Genomic DNA, 16,561 nt, shown 5'->3' on the forward strand with positions numbered 1-16,561 from the left:
GATTGATTGCCAGGGAAAGGTTTAGTTCAGGCCGGCCTTGTCGAGGCCGTAGGCCTTATCCGCGGAGCCGGGCACGGTCCTGAAGGCGACGTTGACGCGGTTCCAGGCGTTGATGGCCATGACCGAGAAGGTGAGGTCGGAAATTTCCTTTTCCGAAAGCTGCCCGCGCACGCGCTCATAGAGCTCGTCCGGGATACCGCCTTCCGGGAGCTTCGTGACGGCTTCGGTCCAGGCAAGGGCGGCGCGTTCACGGGGAATGAAAAGGGTCGATTCCCGCCAGACGGCGACATGATGGAGCCGCAGCTCGCTCTCACCATGGATCTTGGCTTCCTTGACATGCATGTCGAGACAGAAGGCGCAGCCATTGATCTGGGAGGCCCGGATGTGGACCAGATCCCGGATTTTCTCTTCGATGGCGCCGCGTGTCTCGGCCATGCTGAGATCGATGAGCTTCTTGAACAATTCGGGCGATTGTTGCGCGGCGTTGAGGCGCTGTGTCATGGCTCTTCCTTATTTGAGGATATCTTGTGTCCTTAAGGATATTTAATATCCATAATAGCTGGACAGTAAAGCGCCACCCGCCTAGGATGCGGACATAAGGCTTATGTCGAAAAGTATGAGGCGAGGATGGATGTCGTATCGGCGTTGCGAACGTTCCTGCGCGTGGCGCAGACGAAATCCTTCTCGGCGGCCGCCATCGACCTCGATCTGACGCAGCCGGCGGTATCCCGGCAGGTTTCGGCGCTGGAGGCGCATCTGAAGACCCGCCTTCTGCATCGAACGACCAGCGCGCTCGCCCTGACGGCGGAGGGTGAACGGATGTTGCCGATGGCGCTGCGTGTCATCGAAGCGGTCGAAGCGCTCGGCGAGGCCGGCGGCGCGGAAGCCGCGGCCGTATCCGGAAAGGTGAGGCTCAGCCTGCCGACGCCGCTCGGCTTCTTCATCAGCGACCGCCTGGCAAGCCTGCTGCAACGCCATCCCGACCTGCAACTCGAGCTCGTCCTTCGCGACGGGCCGTCGGATCTGGTCGCCAACGCAATCGATCTCGAGGTGCGCCTCGGGCCGGTCGGCGACAGCAGCCTGATGTGCCGCCGGATCGGCTGGACAACCGCCTTTCTCGTGGCCTCGCCCGCCTATCTCGAGGGACGCGACAAACCGCGAGTGCCGCAGGACATCAGGGATCACGCCTGCATCTGTTACAGCCGTGGCGGCGACGGCCGGTCATGGTCGTTCTCCAGCGGAGCTGATGAGGTTGTTCTGCGTATCGAGCCCCGCCTTGTCGCCAACAATTCAATGGCCGTCCATCGCGCGGCATTGGCAGGAGCCGGGCTTGCGGTGCTCTCCCACATTCTGGCCGGGCCGGACATCGAGGCCGGCAGGCTGGTGAAACTGATGCCGGATTTTCCGCCGACGCGCCTGCCGATCAACCTCGTCTACCCATCGCGCCGGAATATGCCGCTGCGGGTGACAACGGTTCTCGACTTTCTTGTCCAGGCCGTACGCGGCGATATCTTAATGGCGTCGTCAGCCCCCTCGCGGACTGAACCATCGCCCCTCCTTCCCGCGTCCGAAGGCTCCTACTTCTTGCCCTGCGGATAGATCGTCTCGCCACGTTTCAGCATCGCCACGAAGGTCTCGATCTTCTTCTTGCGGCCGGCTTCGGTCTTCATGTTGTGAGTGCGGAAAGCGAGCGAGAAGCGGTTCTGCGCGCTGAGCTTTTCCAGCATCGCCTTGGCCGCCGGCTCGGCATCGATGGCTGCCTGCAGATCGTCGGGGATTTTCATCTCCTTGCCGCTGCCATAGGCGCGCGTCCAGCGTCCGTCGGCCTTGGCGGCCTCCACCTCTCTGAGCCCATGCCCGGTCATGCGGCCCTCCTCGACCAGCCGCGCGACATTGTCGACATTGATCTTGCTCCAGATGCTCTTCCTGCCGCGCGGCGTGTAGCGCTGGAGAAAACTGTTCTCGTCCAGCCCTTTGCGCACCGCGTCGATCCAGCCGAAGCACAGCACGACGTCGATAGCCTCCTTCGGCGTGATCGACTTCAGCCCTGACCCGACCTTGTGCACCTTGATCCACACTTCGGTTTCCGTGGCGTGGTGCTGGCCGAGCCAGGTATAGAAACTCGCCGCGTCGGCAAATTCCCGGACCTTGTCGGGATCGACCTTGACCGGCGCCATCAGCGGGCCTGCCGGTTCAGAATTGTTGTCGCTGAAGTCCCTGTCATCTCGGCCTCCGTCATCCTGCGATTCCGCGCATCATGGCACGGCCCCACTGCCAGTTTCCGTCAGCAGTGGCGAAGCAGGGACACACGATTCATTGCCGTGCTGCCGCAAGAGTGCAACCGCCCGACGGAGGGACCACGACACTTCCTTTCACCCTGCTATAAGGCGCGCACTGCCCCTGCAGCCGCGTCAGGCCGGAGGCGGGGCTGCCGGCGTCAGGCCGTGACGGCGCATGATCTCCATCATCGCAGCCTTGTCCGGCGGCCCGCCGGCGGCGGCGTTGAGCAAGCCGAAGGCCTCGCGAAAATAGTGCGGACCGATCGCCGCCGGCGTGATGACGCACAGCGCCTTGGCATCCCTGGTGCCATTATTGTCGAAGCGATGGACGGCGCCGCGTGGAATGCACAGCGCCTCCCCCGGCCCAACCTCGATCGCCTTGTCGTCCACGGTCCAGGTCAAAACCCCATCGATGCCGTAGATCGTTTCCTCGTAGTGATCGTGGCTGTGCGCCGGAGCGGGCAAGCGCTGGGCGCTTGGCACCATCAGTTCGAAGGTGGCGACACTGCCGTTCGAATTTTCGCCCGACACCAGGAAGCGGACCGACAGCCCCTTGGTGCCGATGGTCTCATGGGCTGGGTTGACCTGAAGATCCATGGCCGACATTGCGCAAACCCCTCCGGTAAATTACATTTACTACCTACCAGTAAACTCAATTTACCGGATCGTCAATGGCCACCTCCACCGAAGTTCTCCAGACCAAGACCGAAGACCTCTTGATCGGCGCCCTCCTGCGCGTGCCGGCGCAGGCCATCCAGCGCCGGCTGATCAAGGAGCTCAACGCCGCCGGTTTCGACGAATTGCGTCTGCCGCATATGGCCGTGCTGCAGTTTCCCGGCCCGGACGGCGCGCGCCCCGGCACCATCGCCGAGCGTGCCGGCATGAGCAAACAGGCGATCAACCAGTTGCTCAGCAGCCTCGAAGGCTACGGCTACATCGTCCGCTCCGACGGCGAAGGCAGCGCGCGCGTGGTCCACGCCACCGAACGCGGCCACGCCGCTTTCTGGAAGATGGTCGACATATTGCGCGACATCGAGGAGGAGTGGCGCACCGAACTCGGGCCGGAGCGCTTTGCCCAGCTGAAAGCGCTGCTGTTTGCCGTCTGGGATAGTCCGCTGGTGCGCTGACCGAAAACGGTTTTCGTGCGCGGCATCATCGGCATTTCCGATGGCGCCATCGGTTTCTTCCGTTTCCTCCAGGCGCACCGAGCTGCCATTCCCCTGCCCTTGTCCAATCCAGAAAAGGCAGAGCGACATGAACCTTTCGAACCAGAAGATCCTGATCGTCGGTGGCGGCTCCGGCATGGGCCTGGCGCTGGCCACACGTTGCGTCGAGGCTGGTGCCACGGTGATCATTGCCGGGCGCGGCGAGCAGAGGCTGCGACAGGCGCGTGAGGGGCTTGGCAATCCCGCGGGCCTCGACGTTGCTGTCGTCGACATCGCCAGGGAAGACCAGGTCGCGGCGCTGTTCGCCGAGATCGGTGGCCTCGATCACATCGTCAGCACGGCGGCCGACATAGAAGGCGCTTACAGGCTGCTGCCGGAGCTTGACCTCAAGGCGGCGCAGCGCATGGTCGACAGCAAGCTCTTCGGCCCGCTGCTGCTTGCCAAGCACGGCGCGCCACGCCTTGCCGCGAGCGGCTCGCTGACATTCGTCTCCGGCATCGCAGCCTACCGGCCGGCCGCGCGCGGCACGGTCGTCGCCGCCGTCAACGCCGCGCTCGAAGGGCTGGTGCGGGCGCTGGCCGTCGAACTCGCGCCGATCCGCGCCAACGCCGTCTCGCCCGGCTGGGTCGACACCGAGATCTGGGCGCAGGTCGCCGGCGACAGGAAGGCCGAGATGCTCACCGCGATGGCCGAACGGCTGCCGGTCGGCCGGGTCGGCCAGCCCGAAGACATCGCCGACGCTATTTTCTTCCTGATCGGCAATGGTTTTACCACCGGGACGACGCTGCATGTCGAAGGCGGACACCGGCTGGTTTAACCAGCCGCAGCCTTCGCCAGGGAATTGTTTGGAAACAAGGCTTTGGAGCTGTCAGCCGAATCGAGACCTGAACCCGCCTCCTGGCGTTCCGGCATCAGCGTGTTGCGCGCGGCGGCGAGCAAGTGCCGCAATGCCGGCGGCTGGATGCGCCGGCGTCGCCAGATCATCGTCAGCGGTGCCGCCTGTGCCGGGGCGGGCCACGGCAGTTCGACGAGATCGCCGCGCGCCAGCGCATCGCTGACGGCGAGACGGGGAATGAGGCCGAGCCCGGCACCCGCCGCCACCAGCCGGGCAATGGCGCCGATGCTGCCGACTTCGGCCGCAGGCTTGGGCGGAGCCATATCCGCCTCGGCAAAAGCGGTGTCGAACATGTGCCGGTAGATGCAACCGGGCTCCGTCACCACGAAACGCAGCGCGGCAAGGTCTGCGAGGTCACGCGGCGCGGTGGATTGCCCCGGAGCCGCGACCAGAACCAGGGGTTCGGTCCCTATCGTGCGCCTGGCCAGGCGTTCATCGTTGTCCTTCGCACCGTCGCGACGCTCGAAGCAGAAGGCGACGTCGATGTCGCCGTCCTCCAGCAGGCGCCGCAGCGTGCCGCTGTCGGTCACCTTGATGCGCACGGTGATGTCGGGATGACTGGCCTGGAACCCCGCCAGCCAGGGCGCCAGCCGGGCCGAGGCGATCGTTTCCAGCGCACCGATGGTCAGCGCCCCGCTGGTCTGGCCGCCAGCTGCCAGCACCGCCGCGCGCGCCTCGCCGTCGAGCCGCAGCAGCTCTTCTGCGATCGGCTTCAGCGCCAGTCCCGCCGGCGTCAGTTCAAGGCCGTACTTCGAGCGTGTGAACAAGGCAGCGCCAAGCTCAGCCTCCAGCGCCTGAATCTGGTCGCTGACACTCGACTGCGCGAGATGAACCGCCTCGGCGGCACGCGTGACGTTGCGGCTGCGCGCCACCGCGAGGAAGGTTTTGAGCAGTCTTGGATGCATCGTCTGGCCGACATCAGGCCTATTGCAGCTGCGGCTTCTTCAAGAAACTGCCCCGGTCAGCGGATTTCACCCGCAGCCAGGTCTCGCGGCCGTCGCGCACCACCCGCATCGGGATTTCGGCGCCGGCCGAGCCGCTGTCCCACAGCTTGCGATAGAAATCGGCGAGCCCGTCGACCGCGCCGTCGCGGACCTCGGAAATGACATCGCCCTGGCGCAGGCCGGCCTTGGCCGCCGGGCCGCCCTCGGTCACGCTCATCACCACCACCTTGCCGTCGCTTTCGGCCGACAGGGCGCCGAGCCACGGACGCGGCGGCTTGGCCACCTGGCCGCGCGTCAGGAGATCGTCGAGGATCGGCGGCAGCAGATCGATCGGCACCACCATGTTGATATCGGCGACCTCGCCGGCGCGGCTCATCTGCAGTCGCAGCGAGCCGATGCCGAGCAGCGCGCCGTCGGCGCTAAAAAGCGGCGCACCGCCCCAGGACGGATGCGCGGGCGCGATGAAGATCGCCTCGTCGAGCAGATACTCCCAGTAGCCTGCGAATTCCTGCTTGGTTACGATCTTGGCCTCGACCGCCCGGCCAATGCCGTCGGCGAGCACCACCGCGTCGCCGATCCGGGCCTTGCCGGCATCGCCCAGCGCCACGGCCGGCAGCCCGGTCGGCGCCAGCGCCTGGACCAGACCAAAGCCCGATTCCTGGTCATAGGCCAGCGCGTGCGCCGGGATGACCCGGCCGTCATGCGCGGTCAGCCAGACCTCCTCGGCCTCGGTGATGAGATAACCGATGGTCAGCACCAGCCCGTCATCCCGGATGACGACGCCGCTGCCTTCCCGGAGCGTGCCAAGCGCACCGGCCGTGAAGGCATCGTCCGGAACGGTCGCCCGCACGGCAACGACGGAACGCGGATTGGGATTGATGGCCATGATTTTGTCCTGCGATGCAAATGCTTGGCGGCTTCACCTATAGGTATGCCTCGGCGGGGATGGTGCAAGGGGTGAGAGGCGGTCCGCGCAGCGGACGAAAAGCCAATTGCTTGGCTTTTCGAGCCTCGAACGCCCTGAGCTTTGCGAAGGGCCGTGCGCCGCCTTCCCTTCTCTCGCAAGGGAAGAAGGGAAGAGGCGGCAGCACCCACATAAAACAATAGTTCAACGCAAGTTGAACTTCCGCCTCCGCAGCCCTAGGTGTAGGGGACCCGCCCATTCCCGCCCTTCCCTTCCCCACGAGGCCCGACATGACAGACTACACCCCGCCGAAAGTATGGACCTGGAACAAGGCAAATGGCGGCACCTTTGCCAGCATCAACCGGCCGATCGCCGGACCGACGCATGACAAGGAATTACCAGTCGGCAAGCACCCGCTGCAGCTCTATTCGCTGGCGACGCCGAATGGCGTCAAGGTCACCGTCATGCTGGAGGAGCTTCTGGCGCGCGGCCACAAAGGCGCCGAATACGATGCCTGGCTCATCAGGATCAACGACGGCGACCAGTTCGGCAGCGGTTTCGTCGAGGTCAACCCCAACTCCAAGATCCCGGCCCTGATGGACCGCAGCGGCGCCACCCCGGTGCGCATTTTCGAATCCGGCTCGATCCTGGTCTATCTMGCCGAGAAATTCGGCGAATTCCTGCCCACCGACCAGCCTGCCCGCGCGGAAGTCCTGTCCTGGCTGTTCTGGCAGATGGGCTCGGCGCCCTATCTGGGCGGCGGCTTCGGCCATTTCTATGCCTATGCGCCCCAGAAATTCGAATACGCCATCGACCGTTTCGCCATGGAAACCAAGCGGCAGCTCGACGTGCTCGACCGCCGGCTGGCGGAAACGGAATATCTCGGCGGCAAGGATTACACGATCGCCGACATGGCGGTGTGGCCCTGGTATGGCGGGCTGGTGCTCGGGCGCATGTACAATGATTCCGGCGAGTTCCTGTCCGTACAGGAATACAAGCACGTTCAGCGCTGGGCGAAGGCGATCGACGCCCGCCCCGCGGTCAAGCGCGGCCGCATGGTCAACCGCGCCTTCGGCGAGCCGGCCATGCAGCTGCACGAGCGCCACGACGCCAGCGATTTCGACACGAACACGCAGGACAAGCTGGCCGCCGAGTGACACCCTTCAACACGGTGTGGCCGGGAACAATTCCGGCCGCGCCGCCATCTTTGCCGGCGCCCTCGGCGCCAAGGCCCCCTTCTGTCAGGGATTGTCGCTGTAGGGGTCGTAGCCGGCGTCGGGATACCAGGTCCCGCTGAACAGCTGCGACTGGCGCCAAAGCGTACAGCGCTGGACATGGTCATCGTCGATGAAGCTATGCTTGCTGCCTGGCTCTCCCCAGTCGCCACCCCAGATCAAGCCATTCTTCTTGGCAAAGACACCGAGGAACGAAAAATCCCCCTTCCAGGAGGGCTGCCCGGCAACGCTCTTCACGATGCCAGCCCGTAATGATGGCTGGACAGCGCCGAGATGATGCCATGCTAAAGCCCGCCACCAACCTGATGCTGGTGACGGGCTTTCGCCAGCCGAGCCTGGCTCGGCAAACTTAGTGCAGGACCTCGACGATCTGACGGGTCTCGGGGTCGACCAGGACCGTCTGGTCGTTAATCACGGCGACGCGGTACTTCACGTTGGGCACTTCGCGCAGTTCGACCTTGTCGGGCACCGGCGAGCCGAGCTTGAGTTCGAGGCCCAGCAGATTGACCGAAGCGAGCGGCTGCTTCTTGACGTATTCGCGAACCACCGTTTCCTGCTCGGGCTGGACGACGATTGTGTCCGCCATGGCAATACCCATGCCACCCATCAGAACGATCGCGGCCGCAGCACTCGAAAGATAATGTTTCATAACAACCTCCATATCAATTGTCTGGTTTTCCGCCCTTAGGAGAACTCGTCCACTGCCACGAGGTTCCATTCTGGTTTATGGAATAAATGTGGCGCGCCTTACGAAGGCCTAGTTTGGCATATGAGCACGGTAATCTACCCCTATGCTTCGAAAATTCACGATCAATTATTCTATTTCGGGCATAGGTATAAAATACACTTTCCCCGAAAGAGGCATACAAGGAGCTTCGTCCAAGGGAACGCGATCCAACGACTGCTTGTAGCGATAGCTAACGTAGAGCGAACTGCGTCGTTCCAGATGCCGTTGTCGAAGGCTCAAACAGCGCCGGCGGAGGTGGCAGCCTCACCGGTCGCATCGGGAAAACGCCGGCGCCGGCATCCGGTTCCGGCGCGGGTGGCCCCCCTTCAGATGCAACTATGTGACCGTCATGGCGTTGTCCGACGCATTGCCAAATGAATCTCCGGCCCAGATGAATCTCCAGCAAGGAATGATCGCGCATGGCTCCCCGTCCCTCCGTGACCAGGCATCCCATCACGCTGATGTTTGTCGTTTTCGTGCTGATGGTGCCTTTTGCAGGCCTTGCCTGGCGCACGCGTGAATGGATGGGCTGGTAGCCCCCACCGCTGATCTATCCCAGGTGCCCACCGTCACGATGCATCGGCGGAACAGCGTCGACCTCACCCTGACGTGCCGCCTTGCGCGCGCGACGATAGATCAGCCGCATGACGAGCACGAAATAGCCGACCTGGAGGATGACCAGCACCGCTAGCGTCCAGGACAGCGCCTTCCACAAAGAACCGGTGGCCATATAGGTCCAGACCGCGACAATGATGGTCGTGGCTGACATTCCTACGAGAAACTGCCCTATATACATCTATACCCAAGCCGCCGAAACTGCCCGTTTCGAACGACTCTCCCGCTTGGAGTCCCACTGCCCGCCCACAACGTTCCATTATTTTAGCAACTGCGCAACTATGTGATCGTCTGGCCCATGACCACCCTCGAAATTTGTTGCGCGTTGACCTGGCGCTGGACGGCGCGATGAGCGACCGCGCCAAGGCGGCGGCGCGCTACAACACCTATGCCGAGAAGGTGAAGGCCGCGGAGCCGCCGCACAGGCTGCTGATCCACAACGGGACCGAAGGCTGGGCGCCGCTTTGCGATTTCCTCGGCGTGGCGCTGCCCGACTAGCCCCTCTCCAACCTCGACGACCGCGAGACGATCAAGAAGATCATCCGCGACATCATCAAGGGCTCCTACATCATGCTGGGTCTGGCGATTGCCGCTGTTGCCGCTGTGGTTGCGGGGACATAACGCACGTTTCGCAATGTCCGCGTAATCCGTCCGGGCTAACCCCGCCCCCACAATAGCCGTGTGGGATGTATCTTGAGTTTCGAAACGAGCGAGCGCGCCTGGTTGCGGGAAACGACCGGCGTCCTCAGCCAGATCCTTGGTCTCTGCTGGCGGCTGGGGCTGCGGCAGTCCAGGATTTTCCTCACCCGCTTCGCCTGCAAGCCGGTGAGCTTCTTCAAATGGTTCCACTTCCTCGCGGGCTTCCGGCGGCGGCATGGCCTGGGCTGCCCGCATGACGATCTGCTGCGCAAGAAGCCCTACAAATTCTTCGCGCTTGACCTGCCAGGGCATCGCGGCCTCGACCTTCTGGTCGGCCATTTCAATCTGGCCGCGGCGGGCCTGCCGCGGGACCTGCTCGAGGCGGCCTGGCGCGGGCGCACGATGGCTATCGGCCAGGTGACCGGGCGACGCGATGCCTATGCGCTGACCATGCGTCTGTCCGTTCATTCGGGCGCCAGCCACGAAGGCGCCTTCTCGATCGGGTTGACGCGGCAGAGCGACCGGCTGGACCTGGTCAGGCTGAGCTTCATCCTTTATCCCCAAGGCGCCGGCCCCCTGGGCGCCGGCGCCTTGGGGAACGGCCGCTACACCGTGGCCATTGGCGGGCTCCAGGGCAGCCGGGAGCCGGCGGCCAAGCGCGCGGTCATAGAGGCCACGCGCGACCTGTGCGGAGTGAGGCCCAAGGATGCGGCACTGCTGGTGGTGGAAGGCATCGCGATCAGCGGCGGCGCCGATCATTTCCTCGGCGTCTGCGATGCCAGGCACACCATCAATTTCCGCACGCTCGACAAACGCGCGGGCAAGCGCGCCGACATGGACCAGTACTGGATCGATCGCCGCGGACGGCAAGGCGGCGAATTCGGCTTCGCCATGCCGGTGCGCAACCCTGACATCGCAGCGCCGCTCAGCCGGCGCGAGGTCTACAAGTTCGAATTCCTGAACATCGGCAAGAGCCTGTTTGCCTCGCCGTCCAGATTGAACGAGGTTCCACATGATCAGCCTGTGGGAAGGCCTTCTGTCCGATGAATGTGGAAGATAACACACTGCCGCCAGGTGGCCGGCAGCCGGTGCCCGAAGCTCGCTTTTACTCCCCGGAGGGATAAAACCATTATATCTCAATTGGCTAAAATATTAGAACATCCAATGGACATTGCCGGAACCGAACAAGACTCATCGGACCTTTGCTTGAGCCACCTAAGACCTTGGTCCCAAAAGGAAACGCAAAAGGCCGATGGGTCCTCCCATCGGGAACATACCGCCTCTGCCGTCGTTTGTCGCATGGTCTGCGGACCCGACTGGATTTCGGAGGAAGAGCGATGCACCATCGGTCCATCATCACCAGGACAGGTCACGGCCCGGGCACGGCGGTCGCCGTGTTGATGGTCGGACTGGCAGTGGTGGGGATTGTATTCCTTGTCCTGGGCGGCTTGCTCTATTTCGGCGAGCAGCCGCCGGATCAGCGCGCGCTGTCTTCCATGCCGGCCCGATCGGCCCAGGCGGCCGACCAAAGGGCAGTCGATTGATATACATGCAATACGCGACCCTGTGCCCCGCCGGCGGCTCGTGTCAGCGCACCAGCACCTTGCCGTTTTTCGCCACCGTCCTGCCCCGTCGATAGACCGTGCGGTCCTTCGGCACGGCCACCACCGCCTCGGGCACGTGCTGCGCCGGCATGGCGACGAAGTCGGCGCTGGCGCCGACGGCAATGCCGTAGTCCGCCAGTCCCAGCGCCGTGGCGCCGGCACGGGTCACCACATCGCAGGCAGCCTCGAGCTCGCGGTCCTCGTAGAAGCCGGAGCGGTAGCCGATCATGTTGGCCCGGCTCAGCATGTCGCCATCGCCATAGGGCCACCAGGAATCGCGGATGTTGTCGGAACCGCTGAACACTGTGACGCCGGCCTGACGCAGGGCCGCCACCGGCGGGAAAGCATGGTTGCCGGGCGCGTTGGTCATGATCGCCACGCCGGCTGCCGCCAGGATGGCGCCGGCCTTCGCAACGGCGTCGGCCGGGATGTCGCCAAGGCCATAGGCGTGGCTGACGGCGACATGGCCCGCCATGCCGAGCGCCTTTGTCCGCGCGGCAATCTCCTCGACCTGGAACAGGCCGAGCGCGCCGCCATCATGCAGGTGGATGTCGATGCCGGCGCCATGCTTCTGCGCCAATGCGAACACCACATCGAGATGGCCGTTCACGTCGCGGTCGAAGCTGGCGGGGTCGAGCCCGCCGACAAGGTCGCAGCCGAGCTTCAGCGCCTCGTCGAGCAATTCCGCCGTGCCGGGCGAGGACAGGATGCCGCTTTGCGGGAAGGCGACGAGCTGGATGTCGATGAGGTCGCGGTATTTTTCGCGCACGGCAAGGATGGTCTCGACATGGCTGAGCCCGACCGCGGCGTCGACCATGACATGGCTGCGCATGGCCATGCTGCCATTGCCGACACAGAGCTCGAGCTGGTTCCTGGCGCGCTCCGCCATCGGCGCGGCGGCGGCAAGGTTTCGCGCCTGGAAGGCCACACGCTCGCGCACGTCGAACCCGTTGGTGCAGGGAATGTGCGGGCGCCAGGCATCGCCGTAAAACGAGGTGTCGAGATGGATATGCCCCTCGACGAAGGCCGGCACGACAAGCTGGCTGTCAAGGTCGATGACAGCGGGGTCGATGATGGCTGGGTCGACGGCAGCGAAATCGGCCGGCGGCGCCTTGCCGGCCGGCGCGATGGCGCTGAAGCGGCCGCCGGTGACGAAAAGATCCGTCAGCGACCCGTCGGCCAGTTTCGCGTTGCGGAAAATCGCCTGTTCGCTCAAGATCGTCTGCTCGTCCATGGGCGCCATCCCTGCTGAAAGCGCCAGTCCTCGCCGCCCGCCCGCCGTGGGTCAATGCGGCAGCGACGAAAAACTGTTTCGCGCAATTGTCCCTGGTTCCGGCAAGGCAGGGCGCGAATCCGCACCGCGGCCCTTGCCTATTACGCTTTCGCGGAAGTTTCGGCGGCGCCGCAATGTGCCATTGTGTTATCGCGGCGGTACGAGCCGCCCTGGTTGACGCGGGCGCCCAGCCATCCCAACAATGCGCCCCCCCGCCCGCGTCGGCCATGGCAAAAGCTTGGCATTGTGATCCGTCCGGCAGGCCGGGCTGTCATGGCCTGGCGCTTCAGCCGCCAACCAGCGCCTTTGTCGTCACCAGACTGACGCCGGCTTCGGCGAAGTCTTCATTGTGCCGGGCGATGATCTGCTCAGCGCTCTCGCTGGCGCTGTCCAGCGTGCTGTGGGCATCGGAAACCACGGTGACGCCGAGCCCTCTGGCGATCGCGGCCTCGACGGTTGCCGCGACGCAAAAATCGGTCTGCGCGCCGACGATTACAATCCCACCGGCTCCCTGCCCTTCCACCCAGTCGCCAAAGGCGGGATTGCTGAAGGCGTCGCGCACGGATTTGGCGAAGGTCGGCTCGTCCTCCGCTTGGCCAAGGGCGGGCCATACCGGCCAACCCGGCTCGCCCGGCGCCAGCGGGTCGCCTTCGGGTCCATCATGCCTGACGAAAGCGACCTTGCGCCCGCCGCGCCTTGCCCAGTCGATCACCGCCCGGGCACGCTCCGCAATGGCAGGCGCTTCATGGATCGGCGGCTCATGGACGCCGTCGAACATGCCGGTCTGGAGATCGATGACGATGAGCGGCGCGTTGGCCATGAGGCTGGGAGCTGACATGGCGCGAACATAGCTTGGGCGGCGAGACGGTCAAGGTCGGCCAGGCTCTCGAATCGGAAAACGGATGAACTCTTGCGTCAGTTCCGCAGCTCCCCGAAGCTCCGGGAATTCGATTCATCACGCCGCCTCGTCCATGGCGGCGCACGCTCCCTCACCCCGGCGCTCCCGCAAACAGCACCACGCCATCCCCGCCCGCCGCCGGCCAGTCCCTGATGGTGCGGTCGTAGCCGCCGGTCAGCACCGTCCCGTCGGGGGCGAAGGCCACGGCGTAGATCGGGCCGGTCTGGCTGTCGAATAGGGCGATCTGGTTGCCGGTTTCCATGTCCCACAGCCGCGCCGTGCCGTCGAGCGAGCCCGACAGCAGGCGCTTGCCGTCGGCCGACAGCGCCAGCGTGTAGACCGTGCCTTCATGGCCCTCGAAGCGCTTCACCTCGCGGCCGCTGTCGAGATCCCAGACCTTGATCGTCAGGTCGCCGCTGCCGGTGATCAGATGGTGTCCGTCGGCGGTGAATACTGCACCATAGGCGCCCTGTTCGTGACCGTGCCAGCTGCGCAACTGCTTGCCGCTTTCGATGTCCCAGAGTTTCAGCGTGCCGTCGATGCTGCCGCTAAGCGCCTGTTTGCCGTCAGGCGAGACGGCGACCGCGCTGATCGACCAGTCGTGCCCGGTCAGCACATGCAGCACGGAATTGTTGACGAGGTCCCAGACGATGACATTGCCGGTGTCGTGCCCGCTGACGGCGCGCTTGCCGTCCGGGCTGATGGCGAGCTTGTTGACGCCGCCATTCTGGCCGGCCTGGAAGACATGCAGCACCGCGCCGTCGGCAAGTTTTCGCAGCACGATTTCGCCGTCGTCGCCGCCCGTCAGCGCGCTGACGCCATCGGGCATATAGAGCGCGGTGCGCGCCATGTCCTTGTGGACGCCGAGGTTGCGGATCAGGTGCTTGCCGCCAATGTCCCACAGCTTGATCACATGGTCGGTGCTGGCGCTCATGATCGACCGGCCGTCCGGCGCCACCGAAAGCCAGACGACCGCGTCGCGATGGCCGTCGGGCTGCGTCGGCGCCGCCGGCGGCGGTGGCGGCAATGGCGCCACGGTCGGCGGCGGGATGACCGCGACCTCCGGCGGCGCCGGGGTGACAGGCGCCGGCACGGCCACGGGCGGCGTCGGCGGTGCCGATACTGGCGGCGGGTTGGCGGCTATCGGTGGCGGAGCTGGTTGCGGGGCTGGCGCGGGTGCCGGCTCCGGCGGCGCGCTGGCGACGTCCTGGCCCTTCGGCTCGGCGGGTTTGGGTTCGGCCAGTTTGGGTTCGTCGGGCTTGGGTTCACTGGGCTTGGGTTCGGCCGTCTTCGGCGGTTCATTCGGCTGGCTGGCCACGTCGCCGCCATCATGCCACGGGCCGAACCGGTCGACGGCAAAAGCCGCCAGCACGATCAACGGCAAGGCGAGGAAGACCTTACGTAGGCCGGGCCTGCCCGTCTCCTGCACCTCGGCCGCGCGGCCGAAGAGCGGCGTTCCGGCCATGTGCGCCGGCCGTCCCGGCAGCAGCCCGGCCCAGAACAGCACGGCGCCGACGAGGCAGGCGAACGCCAGCAGCGAGAAGGCCGCCAGCTGCGCCGCCCACGGCTCATGCATGGCTGCAGGATCCTTGCTGCCCGGCAAGAGATAGAGATGTGCAAGGCAAGCCGCGGCCAGCGCCATCAACAGCACCGCCAGCAATCTGTCGGCAGGCCTGGTCATGGCGCAAGGCTCATGCCGGTGGCGCCGCCGACGGCATCGGCGTCGGTATTGGCAGGCTGTGGTCGCATCGAATTCCCTCGCCGGGGCCGATCTTACGCAAGGCCGTGGCGGAGTCGAGTGGCCGCCGGTGCGAATGCCGCGTGGGTGCGAACGCATGGAAATGGCTGGACATTCCTTGCTTCGTTCGAAAGAAGGCTGGCCAATCAAGGGAGTGTCCATGACACAGGTGACAAAGCCGGTGCTGATCGGCGGGACGGTAACGCTGAGGCCGCTCACCCGGCTTGACGCGCCGGCGATCCACGCGGCGTTGGAAGAACCAGAATCCAAGCGGCTGACGGGCACGCACGCCAGGCACACGCTGGCGGAGGTGGAGGCTCATTACGCACGGGCCGAAACGGCAAGCGACCGCTGCGACTATGGCATCGTCGCCGGCGGCGCCTTGATCGGCGAAGCCGTGCTGAACGGCATCGATTGGCCGAACAAGGCGGCATCGTTTCGCATCGTCATCTGGCAGGCAACCGGCCGCGACAAGGGCCATGGCACCGAGGCCGCCGCGCTGCTGCTGCGCCATGGCTTCGAGGGCCTTGGGCTGAACCGTATCGAACTGGAGGTCTACGCGTTCAACCCGCGCGCCAGGCGGGTGTACGAAAAGCTCGGCTTCCGGCTCGAAGGCACGCGGCGCGAGGCCTTGATCTGGGATGGCGAACCCGTCGACGCCCACACTATGAGCATGCTCAAGCGCGACTACTCCGAGGCACCGCCAAGGGTGGGATGACTGCTGTCGTCGCCGCTAGCCGGGCGGGGCGCGACCTACTTCAATTCGACCCAGACCGGCGCATGGTCGCTGGCGCCGTCCTCACCGCGCACGTCGCGGTCGATGCCGGCCCCTTTCAGCCGGCGGGCGAGCGTCTTCGACAGCAAGATGTGGTCGAGCCGCAGGCCCGCATCGCGCGGCCAGCGGTTCCGCCGGTAGTCCCAGAACGTGTAGAGCGTCTCTTTCGGATGGATCTTTCGCAGCGCGTCGACCCACCCCTGCTCGATGAGGGCGGCGAAGGCGGCGCGGCTTTCCGGCTGCACCAGCGCGTTGTCGTCATAGGAGCGCGTGGCATAGATGTCGCGCGGCTCGGGCACGATGTTGTAGTCGCCGGCCAGCACCACAGGCAGGCCGGTGTCGAGAAGCTGTTCGGCATGCGCCTCCAGCCGCTTGTGCCAGGCCAGCTTGTACTGGAATTTCGGCCCCGGCTGCGGATTGCCGTTCGGCGCATAAAGACAAGCGACGACGATGCCGTTCACCGCCGCCTCGATATAGCGGCTCTGCCGGTCGGCATTGTCGCCGGGCAAGGCATCGCGGGTCAGCACCGGCTCCGCGCCACGCGCCAGTATGGCAACGCCGTTCCAGGTCGGCTCGCCCTTCCACACCGCGCCATAGCCGGCATCAGCCAGCGCGGTGCGCGGAAACTGCATGTCGCGCGCCTTCAATTCCTGCAGGCAGACGACATCGGGTTTGGCGGCCGCCAGCCAGGCCAGCAGATTGCCCAGCCGGCTGTTGATGTTGTTGATGTTGAAGGTGGCGAGTTTCATGGCGGCATGAAGCAGGAAGGCGAAGCTGGGGGCAAGAGGAGGATGCGGCGCGTTGTATTGGGCGAATGGCCAATGGCGGCGCTGCCCCTCATCCGCCTGCCGGCACCTTCTCCCCGTCTA

The 16,561-nt window shown here is 65.0% G+C and carries 20 protein-coding genes; 8 read left to right on the forward strand and 12 right to left on the reverse strand.

What is annotated here, in order from left to right; genetic code table 11:
* Positions 1 to 21: 21 nt before the first annotated feature.
* Positions 22 to 501 (reverse strand): carboxymuconolactone decarboxylase family protein, encoded by a 480-nt coding sequence (locus AC1DPX_RS12945; protein WP_096448274.1) that lies wholly within the window; start codon positions 499 to 501, stop codon positions 22 to 24.
* 126 nt (positions 502 to 627) lie between these two features.
* Between AC1DPX_RS12945 and AC1DPX_RS12950 the strand changes: the two genes are divergently transcribed.
* Entirely contained in the window at positions 628 to 1,599 is a 972-nt protein-coding gene (locus AC1DPX_RS12950; RefSeq protein ID WP_477237089.1) for a LysR family transcriptional regulator, read from the forward strand.
* Here the strand turns inward: AC1DPX_RS12950 and AC1DPX_RS12955 are convergent.
* Together AC1DPX_RS12955 and AC1DPX_RS12960 are read right to left on the reverse strand one after the other, a co-directional pair.
* Positions 1,578 to 2,177 carry a YdeI/OmpD-associated family protein gene (locus AC1DPX_RS12955; protein ID WP_202358677.1) on the reverse strand — a complete coding sequence of 200 codons (600 nt, stop codon included), beginning with the start codon at positions 2,175 to 2,177 and terminating at the stop codon, positions 1,578 to 1,580. The two genes, AC1DPX_RS12950 and AC1DPX_RS12955, sit on opposite strands and share 22 nt — an antisense overlap.
* A gap of 234 nt (positions 2,178 to 2,411) precedes the next feature.
* Positions 2,412 to 2,885: a cupin domain-containing protein gene (locus tag AC1DPX_RS12960; RefSeq protein ID WP_202358676.1), complete on the reverse strand. Its 474-nt coding sequence runs from the start codon at positions 2,883 to 2,885 to the stop codon at positions 2,412 to 2,414.
* A 65-nt stretch (positions 2,886 to 2,950) separates the two neighbouring features.
* Here AC1DPX_RS12960 and AC1DPX_RS12965 point away from each other — a divergent pair, with 65 nt between their 5' ends.
* Positions 2,951 to 3,406 (forward strand): MarR family winged helix-turn-helix transcriptional regulator, encoded by a 456-nt coding sequence (locus tag AC1DPX_RS12965; RefSeq protein ID WP_202358675.1) that lies wholly within the window; start codon positions 2,951 to 2,953, stop codon positions 3,404 to 3,406.
* Between the two features lie 127 nt (positions 3,407 to 3,533).
* Complete coding sequence (locus tag AC1DPX_RS12970) at positions 3,534 to 4,262, forward strand: SDR family oxidoreductase (RefSeq protein ID WP_202358674.1); 729 nt, start codon at positions 3,534 to 3,536, stop codon at positions 4,260 to 4,262.
* Here the strand turns inward: AC1DPX_RS12970 and AC1DPX_RS12975 are convergent.
* A complete protein-coding gene (locus tag AC1DPX_RS12975) occupies positions 4,259 to 5,245 on the reverse strand; it encodes a LysR family transcriptional regulator (RefSeq protein ID WP_202358673.1) in 987 nt (328 codons plus the stop codon). The two genes, AC1DPX_RS12970 and AC1DPX_RS12975, sit on opposite strands and share 4 nt — an antisense overlap.
* Before the next feature lie 19 nt (positions 5,246 to 5,264).
* Entirely contained in the window at positions 5,265 to 6,170 is a 906-nt protein-coding gene (locus AC1DPX_RS12980) for a S1C family serine protease (protein WP_202358672.1), read from the reverse strand.
* Between the two features lie 308 nt (positions 6,171 to 6,478).
* Between AC1DPX_RS12980 and yghU the strand changes: the two genes are divergently transcribed.
* Positions 6,479 to 7,345 (forward strand): glutathione-dependent disulfide-bond oxidoreductase, encoded by an 867-nt coding sequence (yghU, locus tag AC1DPX_RS12985; protein WP_477237090.1) that lies wholly within the window; start codon positions 6,479 to 6,481, stop codon positions 7,343 to 7,345.
* Positions 7,346 to 7,429: 84 nt separating this feature from the next.
* On the opposite strand, the gene AC1DPX_RS12990 is transcribed toward yghU, so the two are convergent.
* The 3 genes from AC1DPX_RS12990 to AC1DPX_RS13000 form a co-directional block, all read right to left on the reverse strand.
* The gene (locus tag AC1DPX_RS12990) at positions 7,430 to 7,660 is read right to left on the reverse strand and encodes a hypothetical protein (RefSeq protein ID WP_477237091.1); all 231 of its coding nucleotides are present in this window, start codon (positions 7,658 to 7,660) and stop codon (positions 7,430 to 7,432) included.
* A gap of 112 nt (positions 7,661 to 7,772) precedes the next feature.
* A complete protein-coding gene (locus tag AC1DPX_RS12995; RefSeq protein WP_202358670.1) occupies positions 7,773 to 8,072 on the reverse strand; it encodes a DUF1236 domain-containing protein in 300 nt (99 codons plus the stop codon).
* Between the two features lie 628 nt (positions 8,073 to 8,700).
* A complete protein-coding gene (locus AC1DPX_RS13000) occupies positions 8,701 to 8,919 on the reverse strand; it encodes an exopolysaccharide production repressor protein (RefSeq protein WP_477237093.1) in 219 nt (72 codons plus the stop codon).
* A gap of 164 nt (positions 8,920 to 9,083) precedes the next feature.
* Here AC1DPX_RS13000 and AC1DPX_RS13005 point away from each other — a divergent pair, with 164 nt between their 5' ends.
* From AC1DPX_RS13005 to AC1DPX_RS13015, 3 genes are all read left to right on the forward strand, one after another.
* Positions 9,084 to 9,263: a sulfotransferase gene (locus tag AC1DPX_RS13005; RefSeq protein ID WP_477237095.1), complete on the forward strand. Its 180-nt coding sequence runs from the start codon at positions 9,084 to 9,086 to the stop codon at positions 9,261 to 9,263.
* A 195-nt stretch (positions 9,264 to 9,458) separates the two neighbouring features.
* Positions 9,459 to 10,451, forward strand: coding sequence for a DUF535 family protein (locus AC1DPX_RS13010; protein ID WP_477237097.1), 993 nt, complete (start codon positions 9,459 to 9,461; stop codon positions 10,449 to 10,451).
* Positions 10,452 to 10,741: 290 nt separating this feature from the next.
* On the forward strand, positions 10,742 to 10,948 hold the full coding sequence (locus AC1DPX_RS13015) for a hypothetical protein (protein ID WP_202358667.1): 207 nt from the start codon (positions 10,742 to 10,744) through the stop codon (positions 10,946 to 10,948).
* Positions 10,949 to 10,991: 43 nt separating this feature from the next.
* Here the strand turns inward: AC1DPX_RS13015 and AC1DPX_RS13020 are convergent, their stop codons facing one another.
* From AC1DPX_RS13020 to AC1DPX_RS13030, 3 genes are all read right to left on the reverse strand, one after another.
* Positions 10,992 to 12,242, reverse strand: coding sequence for an amidohydrolase family protein (locus AC1DPX_RS13020; RefSeq protein ID WP_477237099.1), 1,251 nt, complete (start codon positions 12,240 to 12,242; stop codon positions 10,992 to 10,994).
* A gap of 325 nt (positions 12,243 to 12,567) precedes the next feature.
* Entirely contained in the window at positions 12,568 to 13,119 is a 552-nt protein-coding gene (locus AC1DPX_RS13025) for an isochorismatase family protein (RefSeq protein ID WP_477237101.1), read from the reverse strand.
* 151 nt (positions 13,120 to 13,270) lie between these two features.
* The gene (locus AC1DPX_RS13030) at positions 13,271 to 14,860 is read right to left on the reverse strand and encodes a WD40 repeat domain-containing protein (RefSeq protein WP_477237103.1); all 1,590 of its coding nucleotides are present in this window, start codon (positions 14,858 to 14,860) and stop codon (positions 13,271 to 13,273) included.
* Positions 14,861 to 15,077: 217 nt separating this feature from the next.
* Here AC1DPX_RS13030 and AC1DPX_RS13035 point away from each other — a divergent pair, with 217 nt between their 5' ends.
* On the forward strand, positions 15,078 to 15,635 hold the full coding sequence (locus AC1DPX_RS13035; protein ID WP_477237105.1) for a GNAT family N-acetyltransferase: 558 nt from the start codon (positions 15,078 to 15,080) through the stop codon (positions 15,633 to 15,635).
* A 35-nt stretch (positions 15,636 to 15,670) separates the two neighbouring features.
* Here AC1DPX_RS13035 and xth read toward each other — a convergent pair whose 3' ends face one another.
* Positions 15,671 to 16,441: an exodeoxyribonuclease III gene (gene xth / locus AC1DPX_RS13040; protein ID WP_202358662.1), complete on the reverse strand. Its 771-nt coding sequence runs from the start codon at positions 16,439 to 16,441 to the stop codon at positions 15,671 to 15,673.
* Positions 16,442 to 16,561 lie beyond the last annotated feature (120 nt).

Source organism: Mesorhizobium sp. 01N446 (genome assembly GCF_056399285.1).